The sequence below is a fragment of the Agrilactobacillus fermenti genome, from assembly GCF_021030645.1.
Classification (GTDB): domain Bacteria; phylum Bacillota; class Bacilli; order Lactobacillales; family Lactobacillaceae; genus Agrilactobacillus; species Agrilactobacillus fermenti.
In genome coordinates, this window is the sequence record NZ_JACGCJ010000031.1 from 13,973 (window position 1) to 31,227 (window position 17,255).

General features: G+C 41.9%; 17 protein-coding genes. 16 read left to right on the forward strand and 1 reads right to left on the reverse strand.

Annotation, left to right across the window (positions count from 1 at the left end; all coding sequences use genetic code 11):
* Nucleotides 1-3 precede the first annotated feature (3 nt).
* From jag to FHQ08_RS10655, 16 genes are all read left to right on the forward strand, one after another.
* A complete protein-coding gene (gene jag / locus FHQ08_RS10580) occupies nucleotides 4-816 on the forward strand; it encodes an RNA-binding cell elongation regulator Jag/EloR (RefSeq protein WP_230914381.1) in 813 nt (270 codons plus the stop codon).
* Between the two features lie 173 nt (nucleotides 817-989).
* Entirely contained in the window at nucleotides 990-2,381 is a 1,392-nt protein-coding gene (gene mnmE, locus FHQ08_RS10585) for a tRNA uridine-5-carboxymethylaminomethyl(34) synthesis GTPase MnmE (RefSeq protein ID WP_230914382.1), read from the forward strand.
* Between the two features lie 30 nt (nucleotides 2,382-2,411).
* Nucleotides 2,412-4,319, forward strand: a complete 1,908-nt coding sequence (gene mnmG / locus FHQ08_RS10590; protein WP_230914383.1) for a tRNA uridine-5-carboxymethylaminomethyl(34) synthesis enzyme MnmG — start codon at nucleotides 2,412-2,414, stop codon at nucleotides 4,317-4,319.
* A gap of 196 nt (nucleotides 4,320-4,515) precedes the next feature.
* Complete coding sequence (locus FHQ08_RS10595) at nucleotides 4,516-5,334, forward strand: Cof-type HAD-IIB family hydrolase (protein ID WP_230914397.1); 819 nt, start codon at nucleotides 4,516-4,518, stop codon at nucleotides 5,332-5,334.
* 36 nt (nucleotides 5,335-5,370) lie between these two features.
* Nucleotides 5,371-6,129 carry a TerC family protein gene (locus tag FHQ08_RS10600; protein WP_230914384.1) on the forward strand — a complete coding sequence of 253 codons (759 nt, stop codon included), beginning with the start codon at nucleotides 5,371-5,373 and terminating at the stop codon, nucleotides 6,127-6,129.
* 77 nt (nucleotides 6,130-6,206) lie between these two features.
* Complete coding sequence (locus FHQ08_RS10605) at nucleotides 6,207-6,989, forward strand: (S)-acetoin forming diacetyl reductase (protein WP_230914385.1); 783 nt, start codon at nucleotides 6,207-6,209, stop codon at nucleotides 6,987-6,989.
* A gap of 154 nt (nucleotides 6,990-7,143) precedes the next feature.
* On the forward strand, nucleotides 7,144-7,728 hold the full coding sequence (locus FHQ08_RS10610; protein WP_230914386.1) for a hypothetical protein: 585 nt from the start codon (nucleotides 7,144-7,146) through the stop codon (nucleotides 7,726-7,728).
* A gap of 29 nt (nucleotides 7,729-7,757) precedes the next feature.
* On the forward strand, nucleotides 7,758-9,203 hold the full coding sequence (locus tag FHQ08_RS10615; protein WP_230914387.1) for an MFS transporter: 1,446 nt from the start codon (nucleotides 7,758-7,760) through the stop codon (nucleotides 9,201-9,203).
* A complete protein-coding gene (locus FHQ08_RS10620; protein ID WP_230914388.1) occupies nucleotides 9,190-9,624 on the forward strand; it encodes a MarR family winged helix-turn-helix transcriptional regulator in 435 nt (144 codons plus the stop codon). The genes FHQ08_RS10615 and FHQ08_RS10620 overlap by 14 nt, the downstream gene beginning before the upstream one ends.
* Before the next feature lie 13 nt (nucleotides 9,625-9,637).
* Entirely contained in the window at nucleotides 9,638-9,853 is a 216-nt protein-coding gene (locus tag FHQ08_RS10625) for a hypothetical protein (protein ID WP_230914389.1), read from the forward strand.
* A gap of 295 nt (nucleotides 9,854-10,148) precedes the next feature.
* A complete protein-coding gene (locus FHQ08_RS10630; protein ID WP_230914390.1) occupies nucleotides 10,149-11,333 on the forward strand; it encodes an ABC transporter substrate-binding protein in 1,185 nt (394 codons plus the stop codon).
* A 238-nt stretch (nucleotides 11,334-11,571) separates the two neighbouring features.
* Complete coding sequence (locus FHQ08_RS10635) at nucleotides 11,572-12,441, forward strand: branched-chain amino acid ABC transporter permease (protein ID WP_230914398.1); 870 nt, start codon at nucleotides 11,572-11,574, stop codon at nucleotides 12,439-12,441.
* 9 nt (nucleotides 12,442-12,450) lie between these two features.
* A complete protein-coding gene (locus tag FHQ08_RS10640; protein WP_230914391.1) occupies nucleotides 12,451-13,407 on the forward strand; it encodes a branched-chain amino acid ABC transporter permease in 957 nt (318 codons plus the stop codon).
* Nucleotides 13,408-13,409: 2 nt separating this feature from the next.
* Nucleotides 13,410-14,189 (forward strand): ABC transporter ATP-binding protein, encoded by a 780-nt coding sequence (locus FHQ08_RS10645; protein ID WP_230914392.1) that lies wholly within the window; start codon nucleotides 13,410-13,412, stop codon nucleotides 14,187-14,189.
* A gap of 1 nt (nucleotide 14,190) precedes the next feature.
* The gene (locus FHQ08_RS10650) at nucleotides 14,191-14,898 is read left to right on the forward strand and encodes an ABC transporter ATP-binding protein (RefSeq protein ID WP_230914393.1); all 708 of its coding nucleotides are present in this window, start codon (nucleotides 14,191-14,193) and stop codon (nucleotides 14,896-14,898) included.
* Between the two features lie 25 nt (nucleotides 14,899-14,923).
* Nucleotides 14,924-15,577: a CBS and ACT domain-containing protein gene (locus FHQ08_RS10655; RefSeq protein ID WP_230914394.1), complete on the forward strand. Its 654-nt coding sequence runs from the start codon at nucleotides 14,924-14,926 to the stop codon at nucleotides 15,575-15,577.
* 137 nt (nucleotides 15,578-15,714) lie between these two features.
* Here the strand turns inward: FHQ08_RS10655 and FHQ08_RS10660 are convergent, their stop codons facing one another.
* Entirely contained in the window at nucleotides 15,715-17,040 is a 1,326-nt protein-coding gene (locus FHQ08_RS10660) for a dihydrolipoyl dehydrogenase family protein (RefSeq protein WP_230914395.1), read from the reverse strand.
* Nucleotides 17,041-17,255: the final 215 nt, after the last annotated feature.

A 17,255-nucleotide genomic window follows, 5' to 3' on the forward strand; every position in this document is an offset into this window, starting at 1 on the left:
ACTATGCCAACTTTTGAAGGTTCATCCATTCAAGCAGCGATTGAAAATGGATTGAAGCAGATGAAACTACAGCGGGGTGCGGTAAATGTCCAAGTTATTGCAACTGGTAAAAAAGGGTTTTTAGGTTTTGGACGTAAACCAGCCGTTGTAAAGTTGGACAAGCTTCCTGAGCCAGCTAAAAAAAAGCCTGTTGCAACGGAGCAGCAAGCAAAATCAGTAGCTCAACGAACCACAACGAAGTCAGCACCAGTTCACAGGCCAGTAACAGCAGAGATAAAACGGCAGAAGCCAACGCAATTAAAGGCAACAGCTACTGAAGTATTGGATCGTACCCAACGGCGGCGGTCAGATAATGCAGCCGTTTTGCAACAGTTAAAAGACTATATTACGGATATTTGTGCAAGTTTAAAAACGCCAGTCACAGTTAAAGTCACGCAGAAATCCGGTCAGGTAATTTATCAGCTAGGTACGGATAAAGAGGGTTTGGTCATTGGCAAACATGGCCGAATGATCAATTCGCTGCAATATTTGGCGCAAACCTACTTTAATCAACATGGTCATGGGAAACAACGGATCGTGTTAAATGTTGGTAATTATCGGCAACGACGTGAGGAGACTTTGCAGCGTTTAGCAGATAAAGCTGCCATGGAAGTGATTGCCACGGGTAAACCATATTTGTTGGATGATATGCCATCTTTTGAGCGGAAGATCATTCATCAACAGTTAGCTAGCAATGCTCACGTTCAAACGACTTCTGAGGGTAAAGACCCACATCGATATGTGATTATTGCCCCTAACACAAGCAATAAATTTTGACAAACGTATTTAAAGTTAGTATATTAATTAAACGAAGATCGATATTATTCGTTTGATCAATGATTTACTACGGATGAAGTAGTCAAAGTGCTTTATCCATTTCTTTGTATTTTTAAAAGGAATGGATGTAGGCACTTTTTTTAATGTTTTTTAGGTTTTGATGGAGGGATATTATGGCAAATACCATCACAGAGTATGATACGATCGCAGCAATTTCGACACCGGTTGGCGAAGGGGCAATTTCAATTGTGCGTTTGTCAGGTGAAGATAGTGTCGCTATTGCGAATCGCGTTTTTCGTGGCAAAGATTTAAGTAAGGTGCCTAGTCACACAATCAATTACGGCCATATTGTAGATCCTGAGACAGATGAAGTGATCGATGAAGTCATGGTTTCGGTCATGCGGGCGCCTAAGACGTTCACTAGAGAAGACGTTATTGAGATCAATTGTCATGGTGGGCTACTGGCAACGAATCATATTTTACAGTTATTATTAGCCCACGGTGCGAGAGCGGCAGAGCCAGGAGAATATACGAAGCGTGCCTTTTTAAATGGGCGGATCGATTTGACGCAAGCAGAATCGGTTATGGATTTGATTCGAGCTAAAACAGACCGTGCGATGCAAGTTGCTGTGAATCAATTGGATGGCAATTTGGCCCATTTGATTCAAAACTTGCGTCAAGAAATTTTACAAGTATTGGCTCAAGTCGAGGTCAATATTGATTATCCAGAATATGATGAAGATGAGCTAACTACTAAAATGTTGTTGGAAAAAGCAGACTTAGTGGGCCAACAGATCGATACTTTGTTAAAGACTGCACGCCAAGGGAAAGTCTTACGAGAAGGCTTGGCTACAGCAATCATCGGTCGGCCAAATGTGGGTAAATCAAGTCTATTAAATTATTTACTACATGAAGATAAGGCTATTGTGACTGATGTTGCTGGTACGACCCGCGACGTCATTGAAGAATATGTCAATGTGAATGGCGTTCCTTTGAAGCTGGTTGATACGGCAGGTATTCATAAGACAGAAGACAAAGTTGAAAAAATCGGGGTCGACCGTAGTCGGCAAGCATTGGCTCAAGCAGAATTAGTTTTATTAGTTTTGAATCAAAGCGAGCCGATAACTGATGAAGACCGCGAATTATTAAAAGCCACACAAGCTAAGAAACGCATTATTTTACTGAATAAAACAGATTTACCGGCACGGTTAAAGCCAGCAGAATTAGCCTCTTATTTGGCACCTGATGAGCGGCCAATCAATATTTCAATCTTAAAGCAATCTGGTACAGATACCCTTGAAACTAAGATCTCCGAGTTGTTTTTTGGCGGGATCGAAACCAATCAAGCTACCGTTTTGGTGACGAATGCGCGTCAAATTGGTCTGTTACAACAAGCCAAGCAGTCTTTGGAAGATGTTAAAAGTGGGATTGCGGCAGGGATGCCCATTGATTTGGTACAAATCGATATGACAAATTGTTGGGATAAACTTGGTGAGATCACGGGTGAAAGTGCCCCTGATGAACTGATCACTCAGTTATTCAGTCAATTCTGTCTAGGAAAATAAGCGAATACTAAAGAGAGCGAGACAAAATAGATGAAAACATATGATTCTAAAAATTATGATGTGATCGTTGTTGGCGCTGGTCATGCTGGCAGTGAGGCTGCTTTGGCAGCTGCCCGCATGGGTCAAAAAACCTTACTGTTAACGATCAATTTGGATATGGTTGCTTTTATGCCATGTAATCCTTCTATCGGTGGCCCAGCAAAGGGGATTGTCGTCCGCGAAGTTGACGCTTTAGGTGGGCAGATGGGTAAAAATATTGATGCCACCTATATTCAGATGCGGATGTTAAATACAGGTAAAGGACCAGCTGTGCGTGCTTTACGAGCACAGGCAGATAAAGCCCAGTATCATCGAGTAATGAAGGATACTTTAGAAAATGAACCAAATCTAACGCTACGACAAGGCATCGCTGATTCATTGGTCGTGGAAGATGGCGTTTGTAAAGGGGTCATCACAAATACCGGTGCTCGTTATTTAGCTAAAGCAGTCGTGTTGACGGCGGGCACTGCTTCACGAGGTAAGATCATTATTGGTGAGTTAATGTATTCTTCAGGACCCAATAACTCAATTCCTTCAATCAAGTTGTCTGAGAATTTAGAGTCCTTAGGGTTTAAATTAAATCGTTTTAAGACCGGTACGCCACCACGTGTGGATGGCAATACCATTGATTATAGTAAGACAGAAGAGCAACCAGGCGATAAAACACCCAATGCCTTTAGTTATGAGACTTCTGATGCCAGTTACCTATCAGACCAACTTTCTTGTTGGATGACCTATACTAATGCGACCACCCATCAAATTATTCGTGATAATCTTGATCGAGCACCCATGTTTTCCGGTGTGATCAAGGGTGTTGGACCAAGATATTGCCCATCCATTGAAGATAAAGTGGTTCGTTTTGCTGACAAGCCACGGCATCAAATTTTCTTGGAGCCTGAAGGTCGCGATACTGAGGAATATTATGTTGGTGATTTTTCCACTTCAATGCCAGAAGAAGTCCAACAAGATATGGTTCATTCCATTGCGGGTCTAGAGCATGCTGAAATGATGCGGCCTGGCTATGCGATCGAATATGATATTGTTGAACCTTGGCAGTTGAAAGCCACTTTAGAAACAAAAGTGGTTGAAAATCTATTTACAGCAGGTCAAATGAATGGCACGTCTGGATATGAAGAAGCTGCTGGTCAAGGGATTATTGCGGGTATTAATGCAGCTTTGAAAGTTCAAGGTAAAGCCCCATTTATTCTGAAGCGTAGTGATGCTTATATCGGCGTAATGATTGATGATTTAGTGACTAAGGGGACGAATGAGCCTTATCGCTTGTTGACAAGTCGTGCAGAGTACCGCTTATTATTACGTCACGATAACGCCGACTTACGTTTGACTGAAAAAGGTCATGAATTGGGGTTGATCTCAGATGAACGCTACCAAAGCTTCTTGGCTAAGAAGGCTGCAATCAATGCTGAATTAGAGCGATTGCAAAGTGTGCGGGTTAAACCGACGCCAGAGGTGCAAGCCTTTTTAGCGGCAAAAGGGGTAGCCCCTTTGAAAGATGGCGTTTTGGCAGTGGATTTCTTGAAGCGTCCAGAAGTCACTTATCAAGATTTGCGTCAATTTATTGAGCCAGCACCGACAACATTAGATCATCGCGTAATCGAGCAAGTTGAGATTCAAGTGAAATATGCGGGTTACATTCGCAAAGAAGAGGCCAAGATCGAACGCTTGAAGCGGATGGAAGCTAAGAAAATTCCCGATCGATTGGATTACGATGCGGTCAGTGGTTTAGCAACTGAAGCAAGACAAAAGCTGAAGAAGATCCAGCCAGAGACTTTAGCACAAGCCAGTCGAATCAGTGGCGTCAATCCAGCTGATATCGGCATCTTAAGTGTTTATATCCAACAAGGGCGGATCGCTAAGGTTTCTGAAGAAGCCTCATAAAATTTTTAGCGTACTCATTGTTTCTTGGAACACATTTAAACTGAGCAATATTTATGAATAGGCAGGCGTTAGAAACAAAATGTTGATTTTGTCCTGACGCTTGCCTATTTTTGTAGGCTGTTCTTGAAACAAGGTGGCGTCTTAAGCAGTTCTCCGTTATAGTTAAGTAGAAAATGAAGGAAATTTGGTGAAGAAGATGTATCAAATGATCGTTAGTGATTTAGATGAGACACTACTAAGAGATGATGGGACTTTAAGTGCCGGAAATATCCAGGCGATTAAGCAGGCGGTGGCTCAAGGTGTTTATTTTGTACCCAATTCTGGGCGTAGCTTTCTATCCTATCAAGATAATTTGCGGGATTTGGGACTGTATAACCAGCCGCAAGCCTACGAGATTTCATATAATGGTGCCCTGATATTGGAAAACTATCAAAATCGTGTGCTTAAAAGTAACGGTCTAGATTATGCCATGGCCCAGGCCATTTTTGATATCTGTACTAATACAGACGGTGCAGTGCATATTTATACAACGGACCAACTTTTTATTTATCATGCGGACCCTAATGATAACCGCTATTTAGCAGAACGCGGGGTCCAATTTACGACCTTAAATACAGTTGATTTTACAATGTTTCAATCGCTAGCTATCATGAAGATTATTGTCGCTTTACCCACCATGGCGCAGAGACAAGCGCTTGGTAAAAAAGTGCATGTGGTGTTGGGCAACCAGGTTACAGCAACGTATTCATCGGATCGTTATATTGAGTTTAATCGTGCTCAAGTGAATAAAGGTACGGCAACACTTGCTTTGGCCCAGCAACTTCAGATCCAGCCGGAAGCGATCATTGCCGTGGGAGATAATAATAATGACCTCACCATGATTCAAGCCGCTGGGCTAGGGGTCTGTGTGGCTAATGGGATTGACTCTGTGAAACAAGCTGCGCAATATGTGACTAAACGTGATAATAATCAGGATGCCATGGCTGAGATTATCGAAAAGTTTGTTTTACGTTAAGGATTTCATAGATAAAAAATAATTGGAGTGTCAATTTTGCAAGCAATCATTAATTTGTACCAACCGTTTTTTGATGGTCATAATTGGGAAACGGTGATCACTTCAGGTCAAGATTGGTTGGTTATTTTATCATTAGTTTTGATGGAGTGTTTGTTATCCGTAGATAATGCCATTGTGTTGGCTGCGCAAACGCAAATTCTGCCAACCAAAAAACAACAAGAAAAATCTTTGTTTTATGGCCTTTGGGGTGCTTATATTTTTCGTTTCTTGGTGATCGGTATCGGCGTTTACTTGATCAACTTTTGGTTCATCAAAGTTTTCGGCTCACTTTACTTATTGTATTTGAGCGTGCGTTACTTTTATGATCGCCATAATCCAGATCATGCCAAACAAGGAACGACAAAGAAGGTCGATAACTCAAAGCAACATGTTCTGTCTTTATTCTGGCGTGTGGTTATTTCGATTGAAGCCATGGATATTGTTTTTTCGATCGACTCGGTGTTGGCCTCTTTAGCGATCTCTAGTAATCCGGTGATCGTACTTATTGGTGGTATGATCGGCATTTTGGCTATGCGTGGAATTGCGGAGATCATCATGCGGCTGATGCAGATTATCCCTGAATTGGAAATGATGGCTTACGGGCTGATCGCATTTATTGCCGTGAAACTTTTCCTATCCATACCAGCTATTGATATTGAGATTCCTAACCTTGTTTTTGCTCTGATCGTCTTTGGTAGTTTGGGGCTGACAATTTTATACCACTTTACCAAAAAGAAAAAAATACGTAAATTCTGAAAATTAGTGAAGGGTTAACTGTTGAAAACGTTTCCAGTAGGGCATATAATCGACTTACTAAATGTGGGGGTGATTATATGTCTTCTTTAAATAACAAAGCAGCTTTAGTAACTGGTAGTGGTCAAGGTATTGGTGAGGCCATTGTACGGCGTTTATCTGCAGATGGTTTTGCTGTTGCGATTGCCGATTTGAATTTGGAAAACGCTGAAAAAGTAGCTGAAGATTTGAATCAAAACGGTGGTAAAGCAGTGGCTGTTCAAGTAGATGTTTCTGACCGGGATAGTGTTTTTGCTGCCGTGCGTAAAGCAGCTGAAGCATTGGGCGGCTTTGATGTGTTGGTTAATAATGCTGGTTTAGGGCCAACAACGCCAATTGAGACGATTACACCAAAGCAATTTGATTTGGTTTATCGTGTGAATGTTGCGGGTACCTTATGGGGTATCCAGGCTGCGATCGAGCAATTTAAGAAACTCGGGCATGGTGGTAAGATTATCAACGCCACGTCACAAGCCGGTGTTGTTGGTAATCCGAATCTGGCATTGTATAGTGGGACTAAATTTGCTGTTCGAGGCATTACTCAAGTTGCCGCTCGCGACTTAGCAGAGTTGGGCATCACGGTCAATGCGTTTGCACCTGGTATCGTTAAGACGCCAATGATGTATGACATTGCCCATCAGGTTGGCCAAAATGCCGGCAAAGATGATGAATGGGGTATGCAGACTTTTGCGAAAGACATTGCCCTTAAGCGTTTATCTGAACCTGAAGATGTAGCTGCTGGGGTTGCTTTCTTGGCTGGACCAGATTCAAATTATATGACTGGACAAACGCTAGAAGTTGATGGTGGGATGCAGTTCCATTAAAGTGACTTAGGCTGTTTGTTGAAGTTAGTAAAAAGAATTTAAGTCGATTTTGGAGGTCGGTTTAAATTCTTTTTTATTTTTAAATTTATTTGCTTGCGCAAACAAATTTACGGATCTATAATACAATCAATGTTGAGAAAGGAAGCAGATTTTCATGCGAAAACCATTAATCATTGCGAAACACAATTTTATGCCGTTAACAATTCCTAGTGATTATTATTTAGTTGAAACGACGAAACAAACACGTAATGGTAAAACTGTAACAGTGTTGCGTTATCAAAATAACCCTAATATTGTCATGAATAATGCACATCTCACAGTAATTTTGGCTGAAACGGGACAACTACTCAGTTATAATGATTTTTCTGGAATCCCAGACGGTAACTTGGTCCGTTCGAAGACCGCTCGTCAAGTTGCCGAAAAAACATTTCAACGGGTTGACCCAAACTATGCTGCTGGTTTGGCGTTCATGCGAATCGATCATTACGAACGGCACTTTTTTGACGCCGATGACAGCTTACAAATGATCCCCATTTCTTGGGTTAAGTTTGCCCATCAAAATGGGAGTTATAATTGGGTTTCTGTTGGTGGCAATGGGACAGTCGTAGAATATGAGATTGACTCTAGATGGGATTATTTTGCTGCTCGGCGGGCTACTGAAGAATGGAATTATGATGATTGGGTATTGGCACGGCAAGGTAAAGGACCACAACTCAGTGCCCCACAAGCTTTGGCTTAAAGTCGTAAGTTTTTTAGGGGAGCGATTGAATGCAAACAAACCGGTTTAAGTTTGTCCATTGGCTGGTAGCAATTACACTGGGGCTGTTCTTCTTCATGGTTATTGTTGACGGCAGTATTGTTACCATTGCGATACCAGAGATTTCTCAGCAGCTCAGGGTGTCTACCAGCTTGTCAGAATGGATCGTCACCATTTATTTGATGACAATTTGTATGTTTCTGTTGGTATTTGGACGTTTGGGCGATCTCTTTGGTCGCGTTCGCATCTTCCGTTGGGGGACGGTGGTTTTTACACTAGGATCATTTTTGGCGGGTGTCCCTTTAGGCTTTGGATTCGTACTCTTTGGCCGCGTTGTTCAAGGCGTTGGCGCCAGTATGACGATGGCTACGAGTTATGCCATCGTTACCAGCTACTTCGATAAATCTCAATTAGGTCGGGCTTTGGGGGTGGAAAGTGTCTTTATTTCCTTAGGTTCAGTTGCTGGCCCGGCTCTGAGTGGGTTTATTTTAACACAGTTACCTTGGGGGTATATTTTTTGGATCAATGTGCCTGTTGGTATTATCTGTTTGATTTTTGAAGAGTTATTTTTTCCCAGTGATGCCAAACAGACGGCACAAAAATTTGATTGGTTAGGAGCGCTTATATTAGCAATGGCGATGTTGGTAATCACATTTAGTCTATTGCGATTACAAATTGTCGGTTTTACCCACCTCGGGTTATGGCTGCTCTTTTTGGCCGGGATCGGCGCAATCTTTGTTTGGGTACGTATTGAAAAACATGTCTCTCAGCCATTAGTTGATCATCGTATTTTTAAGAACATTGCGTTCCGTAATGGGTTACTTGCGGCCTCGCTTGTGTTTACCGCAACCTTCTTTTATAATATCCTGGCGCCTTTTTATCTGCGGATCGATCAAAACCTACCAATGCACTTGACCAGTTTGCTGTTAACTATCTCGCCGATCGTTGCGGTCATCATGGGACCAGTTGCAGGGACACTTAATGATAAGCTGTCTTCTCAACGGCTGATCATTTGGGGGATTTGGCTGTTGTTGCTCAGCCAAATTGGCCTGGCCTTGATTCGCCAAGAAACAACGTTACTTTTATTTGGCATTTTAAGCATCTTATTGGCTATTGGGAATGCTTTTTTCCAAACAGCTAATAACGTAATGGTCATGACTAGTGTTGATCAGAGTCAGCTTGGCATGGCTGGCAGTTTAAATGCCTTGGTGCGCGAACTTGGCTTAGTCATTGGAACAATTTTAGCAACTAGTGTCTTTTTCACGACCATGAGTATGCAAGCTGGCCATCAAATCATAAATTATACAGCACACAATAATGGCCTATTTATCGGTAGTCAGAGCATTAGTTATGGGTTGGCAGCCTTGCTTATATTTGTGACGGGATGTCTACTGATTTTCCCGAAATATCGACGTCAAAAAGCCAAAAGAGAGGTTGTTGTCCATGAGCACAATTAAAGATGAGCCAGATGCGTTAATGGCACAAATTAGTCGCACAGCCCGGCATATTCAAATGAACTTAGACAAAGTTTTACGGCCGCTAAACTTAAATGCCAGTAATTACTACTTTATTTTGAAAGTGGGCCAGCACCAAGGCCAGTTAAGCCAAGATGAGTTATATCAATTGTTAGATATTGATGCGAGTAATATTACGCGTCGGTTAAAGCAGCTGGTTGATTTGGGCTATGTGACCAAGATTCGAAATCCCGACGATAAACGCAGTTGGGTCGTGTCCTTAACTTCAGAGGGTCAGGCTGTCTACCAACGCTTGGTACCAGTGTTAACACAAGTTTCGGATCAAATAACGACTGACTTAACGGGGACACAAATGACAACACTAAAAGCCGCGCTCTATCAGATTAGTGAACGCTTGATATGAGGATGTCTAAATAATGAATGAATTACAATTTGATCAGTTGGTTACAAAGTTAGGGCAGCTTCGCGAGCAAGTTCGTCAATTGGAAGATGTGGATTATATGACCGCTTATTACAAAGGCTATAGCCAATCAGGTGCTACAATAGATGAAATTCAATCAGAGATTGACCAGCTGAATCAAGAAGCTGATGATTTACAGACCAGGATTGATGAATTGGAAGGTAAAACCTAAATAAACCAGCAGATAAGGGTATTGCCTTTTGGAATATAGTTAAACAATAAACGTTTGCATTTAATATGTGGCTGAAGGTAAAATCTAAATTTTATCTCCAGTCATTTTTTATACTGCCAGTAAGCAATAAGATTATTAAATTGAAATTAATTAATTAGAATAACGTCGTATTTTGCGAGTGAAGACAACTGGTTTTTATCATAATAAACTCATTTTACTGTTATAATTAGCTTGATTTGATGGTAAATATGTTCTATTATATTAGAAAATAATTAGAAATGGGATGGGTGAGTCTATGAAGAAATCTAAATTTGCAGCGATGGCTGCTGCGCTTATGATGTTGGCTGCAACTTTTGCAGGTTGTGCCAATAAAGCCGGTCAGTCTGGCAATTCAGCTTCAGGCAATACGATTACGATCGGAGGAAATTTTGAACTGTCTGGGTCAGCAGCTGCTTATGGCAGTGCTATGGAACGTGGGGTCAAGTTAGCGGTTAAGCAGATCAACCAAGATGGTGGTGTTAAAGTCGGCAATAAAAAAATGAAGTTAAAATTAGTTACTAAGGATAATAAGTCTGATAATTCACAAGCGGCGGCAATCGCAACTAATTTGACGACCCAGACCAAGGCTTCGGCGGTCATTGGGCCGATTACCTCTGGCGCTGGATTAGCGGCGCTGCCTAATATGACCAAAGCTAAAGTACCATTGATCACACCTGGCGGGACACAAGACTCTCTTACATTGCAGAAAAATGGTAAAGTTCAACCCTATATGTTCCGTTCTTGTTTTGAAGATAGTTTCCAAGGTAAAGCATTAGCCAAATATGTTTATAACAATATGAAATTGAAAAACGTAGCTATTTTAGGTGATAAATCAACTGATTATGCTCAAGGTTTGATCAAGGCGTTTAAGAGTGAATATCAAGGTAAAATTACAACGACGGAATACTATCAAGCTGGCGATAAAGATTTCCAAGCTTTATTAACGAAATTAAAGAATAAAAAGTTCGATGCTTTGTTCGTTCCCGGCTATTATTCAGAAGCCGGTCTGATCATCCGTCAAGCTCGAGAAATGGGTCTCAATCAACCAATTATTGGTGCTGATGGCTTTGCTGATCCTAAATTAGTCAAAATTGCGGGCAAAAAAGCTGCCACAAATGTTTATTACACGACGCACTTTGATCCTAAAGCGCCAGCAAGCTCCAAGGTTGATGACTACTTAAAGCTGTATAAGAGTACTTACCATGAAGATGCAGCAACTTTTGACGCTCTATCTTATGATGCCGTTTATATGATCAAACAGGCGATTGAAGATGAGAAGTCAACGAATTCTGTTAAAGTTGCGGATGGTTTGGCTAAGCTGAAGAACTTTAAGGGTGTTACTGGCACAATTACGATGGACAAGAAACACAATCCACAGAAACCAGTCATTGTTTCTAAGCTTGAAAATGGGACGGAAGCTGAGGCAACTGCGGTTAAGTAACATTAGTAGTTGTGATGGTTAAATAGTACGCAAAATCACGGCCGTGGTCGGGACAAAACACTGGTTTTGGTTCCGGCCACGCTTTGTTACCAGGCTTTAAACGCGTTTGTATCATCAGCTTTCTCACACAACTACAAATCACTTGAGGGACAAAATGCCCTCAGCGTGATTCTAGGTTGTTGCTTGAAAGCTAGCCGATGACACTCACGCTCTTGATAAAGGGGTGTTTTATTTGCAAATTCTGCAGCAATTGATCAATGGGCTTTCCTTGGGTAGTATTTATGCGTTATTAGCTTTGGGATATACCATGGTTTATGGGATCATCAAATTGATCAACTTTGCTCATGGTGATGTTTATATGTTAGGAGCCTTTTGGGGCTACTTTATGATCAATAAGTTTCACATGAGCTTTTGGCCGGCCTTAATTACAGCGATGATTTTTTGCGCAATTGCTGGGGTCATCATTGAGTTCTTGGCTTACCGGCCATTACGTGATTCACCACGGATCGTTGTTTTGATCACGGCCATTGGGGTTTCTTTCTTGTTGGAAAATGGGATGAGTTATTTGTTTAGTTCAAGTCCGCGGGATTTTCCTCAAGTGATGGATGTACAACGCTATCATTTAGGTAGTGTTTCAATTTCAAATATTCAAATTTTAATCTTGTTAACGTCCATTATTTTAATGATTTTATTACAGCTTATTGTTAAGCGTACCCGGATGGGGAAGGCAATGCGTGCTGTTTCTGTGGATCCTGAAGCAGCGCAATTGATCGGTATTAATGTGGATCATACGATTTCATTTACGTTTGCATTGGGTTCGGCGTTGGCTGGAGCCGCAGGTGTCATGATCGGACTTTATTATAATTCGATTGATCCTTTAATGGGGATGACACCGGGGATCAAAGCTTTTGTTGCGGCTGTATTAGGTGGGATTGGTTTGATTCCAGGGGCTGCTTTAGGTGGCTTTGTGATTGGTATTATTGAAACGGTTGTGCAAGCTTTAGGATTTTCAGCTTTTCGGGACGCCGCTGTTTATGCAATTTTGATTATTATTCTAATTGTGCGGCCTGCTGGGATCCTAGGTAAAACCACGCGTGAGAAAGTGTAGGTGAACTTGATGAAACGCAATTTGAAATATAATTTAGTCTGGCTGCTGATTGCTGTTGTTGGCTGGATCTTGATCAATGTTTTAGAAGGTGTGGGCATCATTGATCAGTTTGCCGAAACAACGCTGGTTTTGATTGGTATTAATATCATTCTTGCTTCTGGATTAAATCTAATTATTGGATTTTCAGGTCAGTTCTCGTTAGGTCACGCTGGCTTTATGGCCTTAGGGGCTTATGCTGCGGCTTTAGTGACGCAAGCCATGCCCACGGAACTAGGGCTAGCTTTAGGTATCATCATTGGTATGATTTTAGCGGGCGTTGTGGCTTTGATCATTGGGATCCCAACCCTGCGGTTAAAAGGGGACTACTTGGCCATCGCTACAATGGGTGCCGCGGAGATTATTCGGATTATTTTGATCAATTTAAAAATTACCAATGGTCCGGCCGGTTTATATGGATTACCCCAATTGGCTAGCTGGAGTACCGTTTATGTTTTGGTTGTAGTTACAACTGTTTTAACAGTCAATTTTATTCATTCTCGAAATGGCCGGGCGGTCATGTCGGTACGCGAAGATGAAATTGCTGCGGAGTCAATGGGCATTAACACGACTAAATTCAAGGTGGCGGCGTTTGTTTTTGGTGGCATGACGGCAGCAATTGGCGGCGCCTTGCATGCCACTTACATTCAGACCATTGCACCCAATGATTTTGGTATCATGGAATCAATCAGTATTTTGATCATCGTTGTTATGGGTGGTATTGGCAGTATGACGGGTACGTTCGCAGCCGCCATTTTATTAGGTGTTTTAGACATGGTTTTACAGAGTTTTGGTGCTTTGCGAATGGTTTTATATTCGCTAGCCTTAATTTTGATCATGGTTTTCCGGCCAAAAGGCTTATTTGGTACCTGGGAGTTCTCGGTCAAGCGGCTATTTAACCGGAAGAAGCGCGCAAAGGAGGAGGTCTGATCATGAGTGTATTATTGGAAGTCAAAGATTTGACCAAAAACTTTGGTGGTTTAGCAGCTGTTTCAAACGTAAATATGCACTTAGATGATAATGAATTAATTGCTTTGATTGGGCCAAATGGTGCTGGTAAAACCACGTTATTCAATTTAATGACTGGGCAAACAGTGCCATCAGCCGGTTCAATTACGTTACGGACAGATTCAGGCGTGCAAGTGCTTAATGGCCGCAAACCTTATAAAATTGCGGATATGGGCTTGGCACGAACCTTTCAAAACATCCGGCTGTTCAAAGAATTATCGGTGTTAGATAACGTCTTAATCTCCATGACTAGTAAAAATAAAGAAGGGTTAGTTTCGAGCTTATTCCGGCTTCCGGCGTTTTATAAAACAGAAGCGCGTTTGGTTAAGGAAGCGATGGATCTTTTAAAGATTTTTCATATGCAAGATTTAGCCGATACAACGGCAAATAATATGCCTTATGGTGCTCAACGGCGCTTGGAAATTGTCCGAGCCCTTGCCACTAAGCCTAAAATTTTATTTTTGGATGAACCAGCGGCAGGGATGAACCCGGAAGAAACAGCCGCTTTAACAGCGACGATTCGCCAGATCCAACAAGACTTTGGCATCACAGTACTGTTGATCGAACACGATATGTCTTTGGTCATGAACGTAGCCGAGCGAATCTATGTTTTACAATACGGTAAATTATTGGCAGAAGGCACACCTCAAGAAATTCAAGCCAATCAAGCAGTCATTGATGCTTATCTGGGAGGTGGCGTTTGATATGTTGTTAGAAGTTCAAGATTTAAGTGTGAATTACGGTGTGATCCAAGCGGTGAAAGGGGTCAGCTTTAACGTTAATGCTGGTGAGATCGTCACTTTGATCGGCGCTAATGGTGCTGGGAAAAGTACCATTTTACATACGATTTCTGGGTTGATCCGACCAAAATCTGGAAAAATTATGTACGATGGGACTGAGATTCAAAAAGAGAAATCTCAAAAAATCGTCGCCAGTGGCATCTCTCAAGTACCAGAGGGCCGTCATATTTTTCCTGGGTTAACTGTTTTAGAAAATTTACAAATGGGTGCTTATTTGCGTAAAGATCGCGAGCAGACCAAAAAGGATTATCAAACTGTTTTTGAACGTTTTCCCGTGCTAGCTGAGCGTAAAAACCAAGATGCGGCCACGTTATCTGGTGGCGAACAGCAGATGTTGGCTATGGGTCGGGCGCTGATGGCAGCACCAAAATTAATTTTACTAGATGAACCTTCGATGGGCTTAGCGCCGATCTTTATCAATGAGATTTTTGATATCATTCAAGCCATTCAAAAAAACGGCACGACGGTACTGCTGATCGAACAAAATGCGGCTAAAGCCTTAGCCATTGCGGACCGCGGTTATGTGCTTTCAGTTGGTAAAATTGTTTTATCTGGGACAGGTAAAGCATTATTGGCGAACAAAGATGTCCAAAAAGCATACTTAGGCGGTTAGTCTTGATAAGGAGGAAGTAAAATTTATGAGTGTTTCAGACTTTATGACTAAAGATTTAGTAACGGTTACGCCAGATGTACGGATCAATGATGCCGTGGATCTCATGAAAGATCACAATATCCACCGCTTGCCAGTTGTCGATAATGGGCGGTTAGTTGGTCTGGTGACACAAGGGATCATTGAGGCCGCAATGCCTTCCAAAGCGACCAGTCTAAGTGTCTACGAAGTTAATTATTTGTTGAATAAAACCACCGTACAAGATGTGATGGAGAAGAGTGTCTTAACGATCGCACCGGGGGCATTATTAGAAGATGCTGTTTACAAAATGCGCCACTACAATATTGGTGTGTTGCCCGTTTTATCTGATGCAGATAAATTAGAAGGCATTATTACGAATAATGATATTTTTAATGCCTTTCTAGACATTTCCGGCTATTCCTTAGGCGGGACAAGGGTTTCTGTCAAAATTAACCAAGATGAAGTTGGTTTCTTGGCTAAAGTGGGCGATGCCTTAGCCCAGCATCACTATAATATTTTGACGTTGGTCGTAAATCGGCGGCCAACTGAAAAAATTGTTCAGATGCATATTGATACCACTGATAGTGAAGGGGTTCAAGCTGCTTTGGAAGCTGCTGGTTTTGAAGTTGTTCAAGCTGAACTTTCAGATGCCCCTAGGTGAGGTCGTTGTTTCTGGGCACACGTTTAAACAACAAAAATACGTAACAAAACAGGTGACTAAGAGCAAAACTTGAATTTTGTTCTTAGTCACCTGTTTCAATGCTTTCTACGAGTCAAATCGCCACGGGCACATGGTAATTAAATTTTACGAAAATAGCTGTGTTGATTGCTAGGAAAAGTGTAAATTAAGCGTTCCACCCGCTCATGATCGACGCCGAGTTCGATCATATCTACAAGACCATTGATGGTATTGACCGCATCGTTACTATATTCGCTGGCACCTACAAGGTGATTTTTTTCATCAAAAGCAAGGATGAGACTGCCAGCATTATCATTACCCACTTGGCGATACCAATCATTGGTATAATCAAAGTTTTCAATTGTGTAACGGCTATCTTGCTTTGCTGCAGCAATATTTATGCCTACTTGGGAAATTCGCGGCATAGTAAAAACGGTAGTCGCAATGGCTGGATAGTTGATAGGTTCAGAGGTTTCGTTCGTAAATTGGTGTGCTAGATATTGAGATTCAAAAATGGCGACGGGTGTAATCTTAGGTTGTGACTTAGCCACGACATCGCCAGTGGCATATATATGATCAATGTTTGTTTGTAAATAGTCATTGACCTGAATCCCATGGGCATCATAATGGATACCAATTTTATCAAGGTTCAAGGCTTCTGTATTTGGAATGCGACCCGTGGCATCAATAATATAGTCGGTATCAAGCGTGAAACCATTCGCGCCATGCAATGTTAGGCCATTTTTGTTTTGGGTGACAGCCTGGATGTTTACATCATAGTTGAACGTAATACCAGCTGCCCGCATGGTTGCAATTAATTGGGTGACATGTGGTTGATAAAAGTCTTTTAAGGGTTGGTGTCCTCGAAGGATCACGGTCACTTGGGCACCCGCAGCATTGGCGATACTGGCGAATTCCATGCCAACATAGCCGCCACCGATAATTGTTAGATGCTGTGGCATTTCTGGAATCACTAGAAAATCAGTGCTGTCGTGCATTAGTTCACGGCCAGGAATATCTAAACGATGTGGCCGTTGTCCGCTAACGATTACAATTTTGTCAGCAGTGACTGTTTGATCCGCTATTTGTAGCGTATGATCATCAATAAAGGTTGCATGGCCTTTGATAATCGCAACACCAGCTGTACTTAATTTTTGCTCGTTACTAAAAGCTAAACCGTCGATGACTTCGTGCTTGTGAGCCATAAGGTCCGGCCAATTGATAGTCGGGATAGAGTCAAAGCCCTTACCTTGAAGTTGTTTGACTTGCTGCAACAATTCAATCGGTCGATCCAAAGTGATTTTGGCATTACAGCCGCGATTGGTACAAGTACCGCCGAATTGACCTTCTTCAACAACACAAACTTTTAAACCGGCTTGGCTCATGGGAATCGCACCATTCCAAGCACCTTGGCCGCTACCGATAAATAAAACATCGTAATCCATATATTGACCCCCTTCATTTAAAAATAAGCATACGTTTTTGCCGTAATAAATGCATTAAATCTGCTTAGTTTGGCTACCCAAAATGAAAGAATCGAGTAGGAGACCCTAACGGGTCGGCCTCTCACACCACCGTACGTACGGTTCCGTATACGGCGGTTCAATAACTTAAGCGTTTCTGAATAGACTGGTACGTTGTGGACAGATTGATAAGTCCA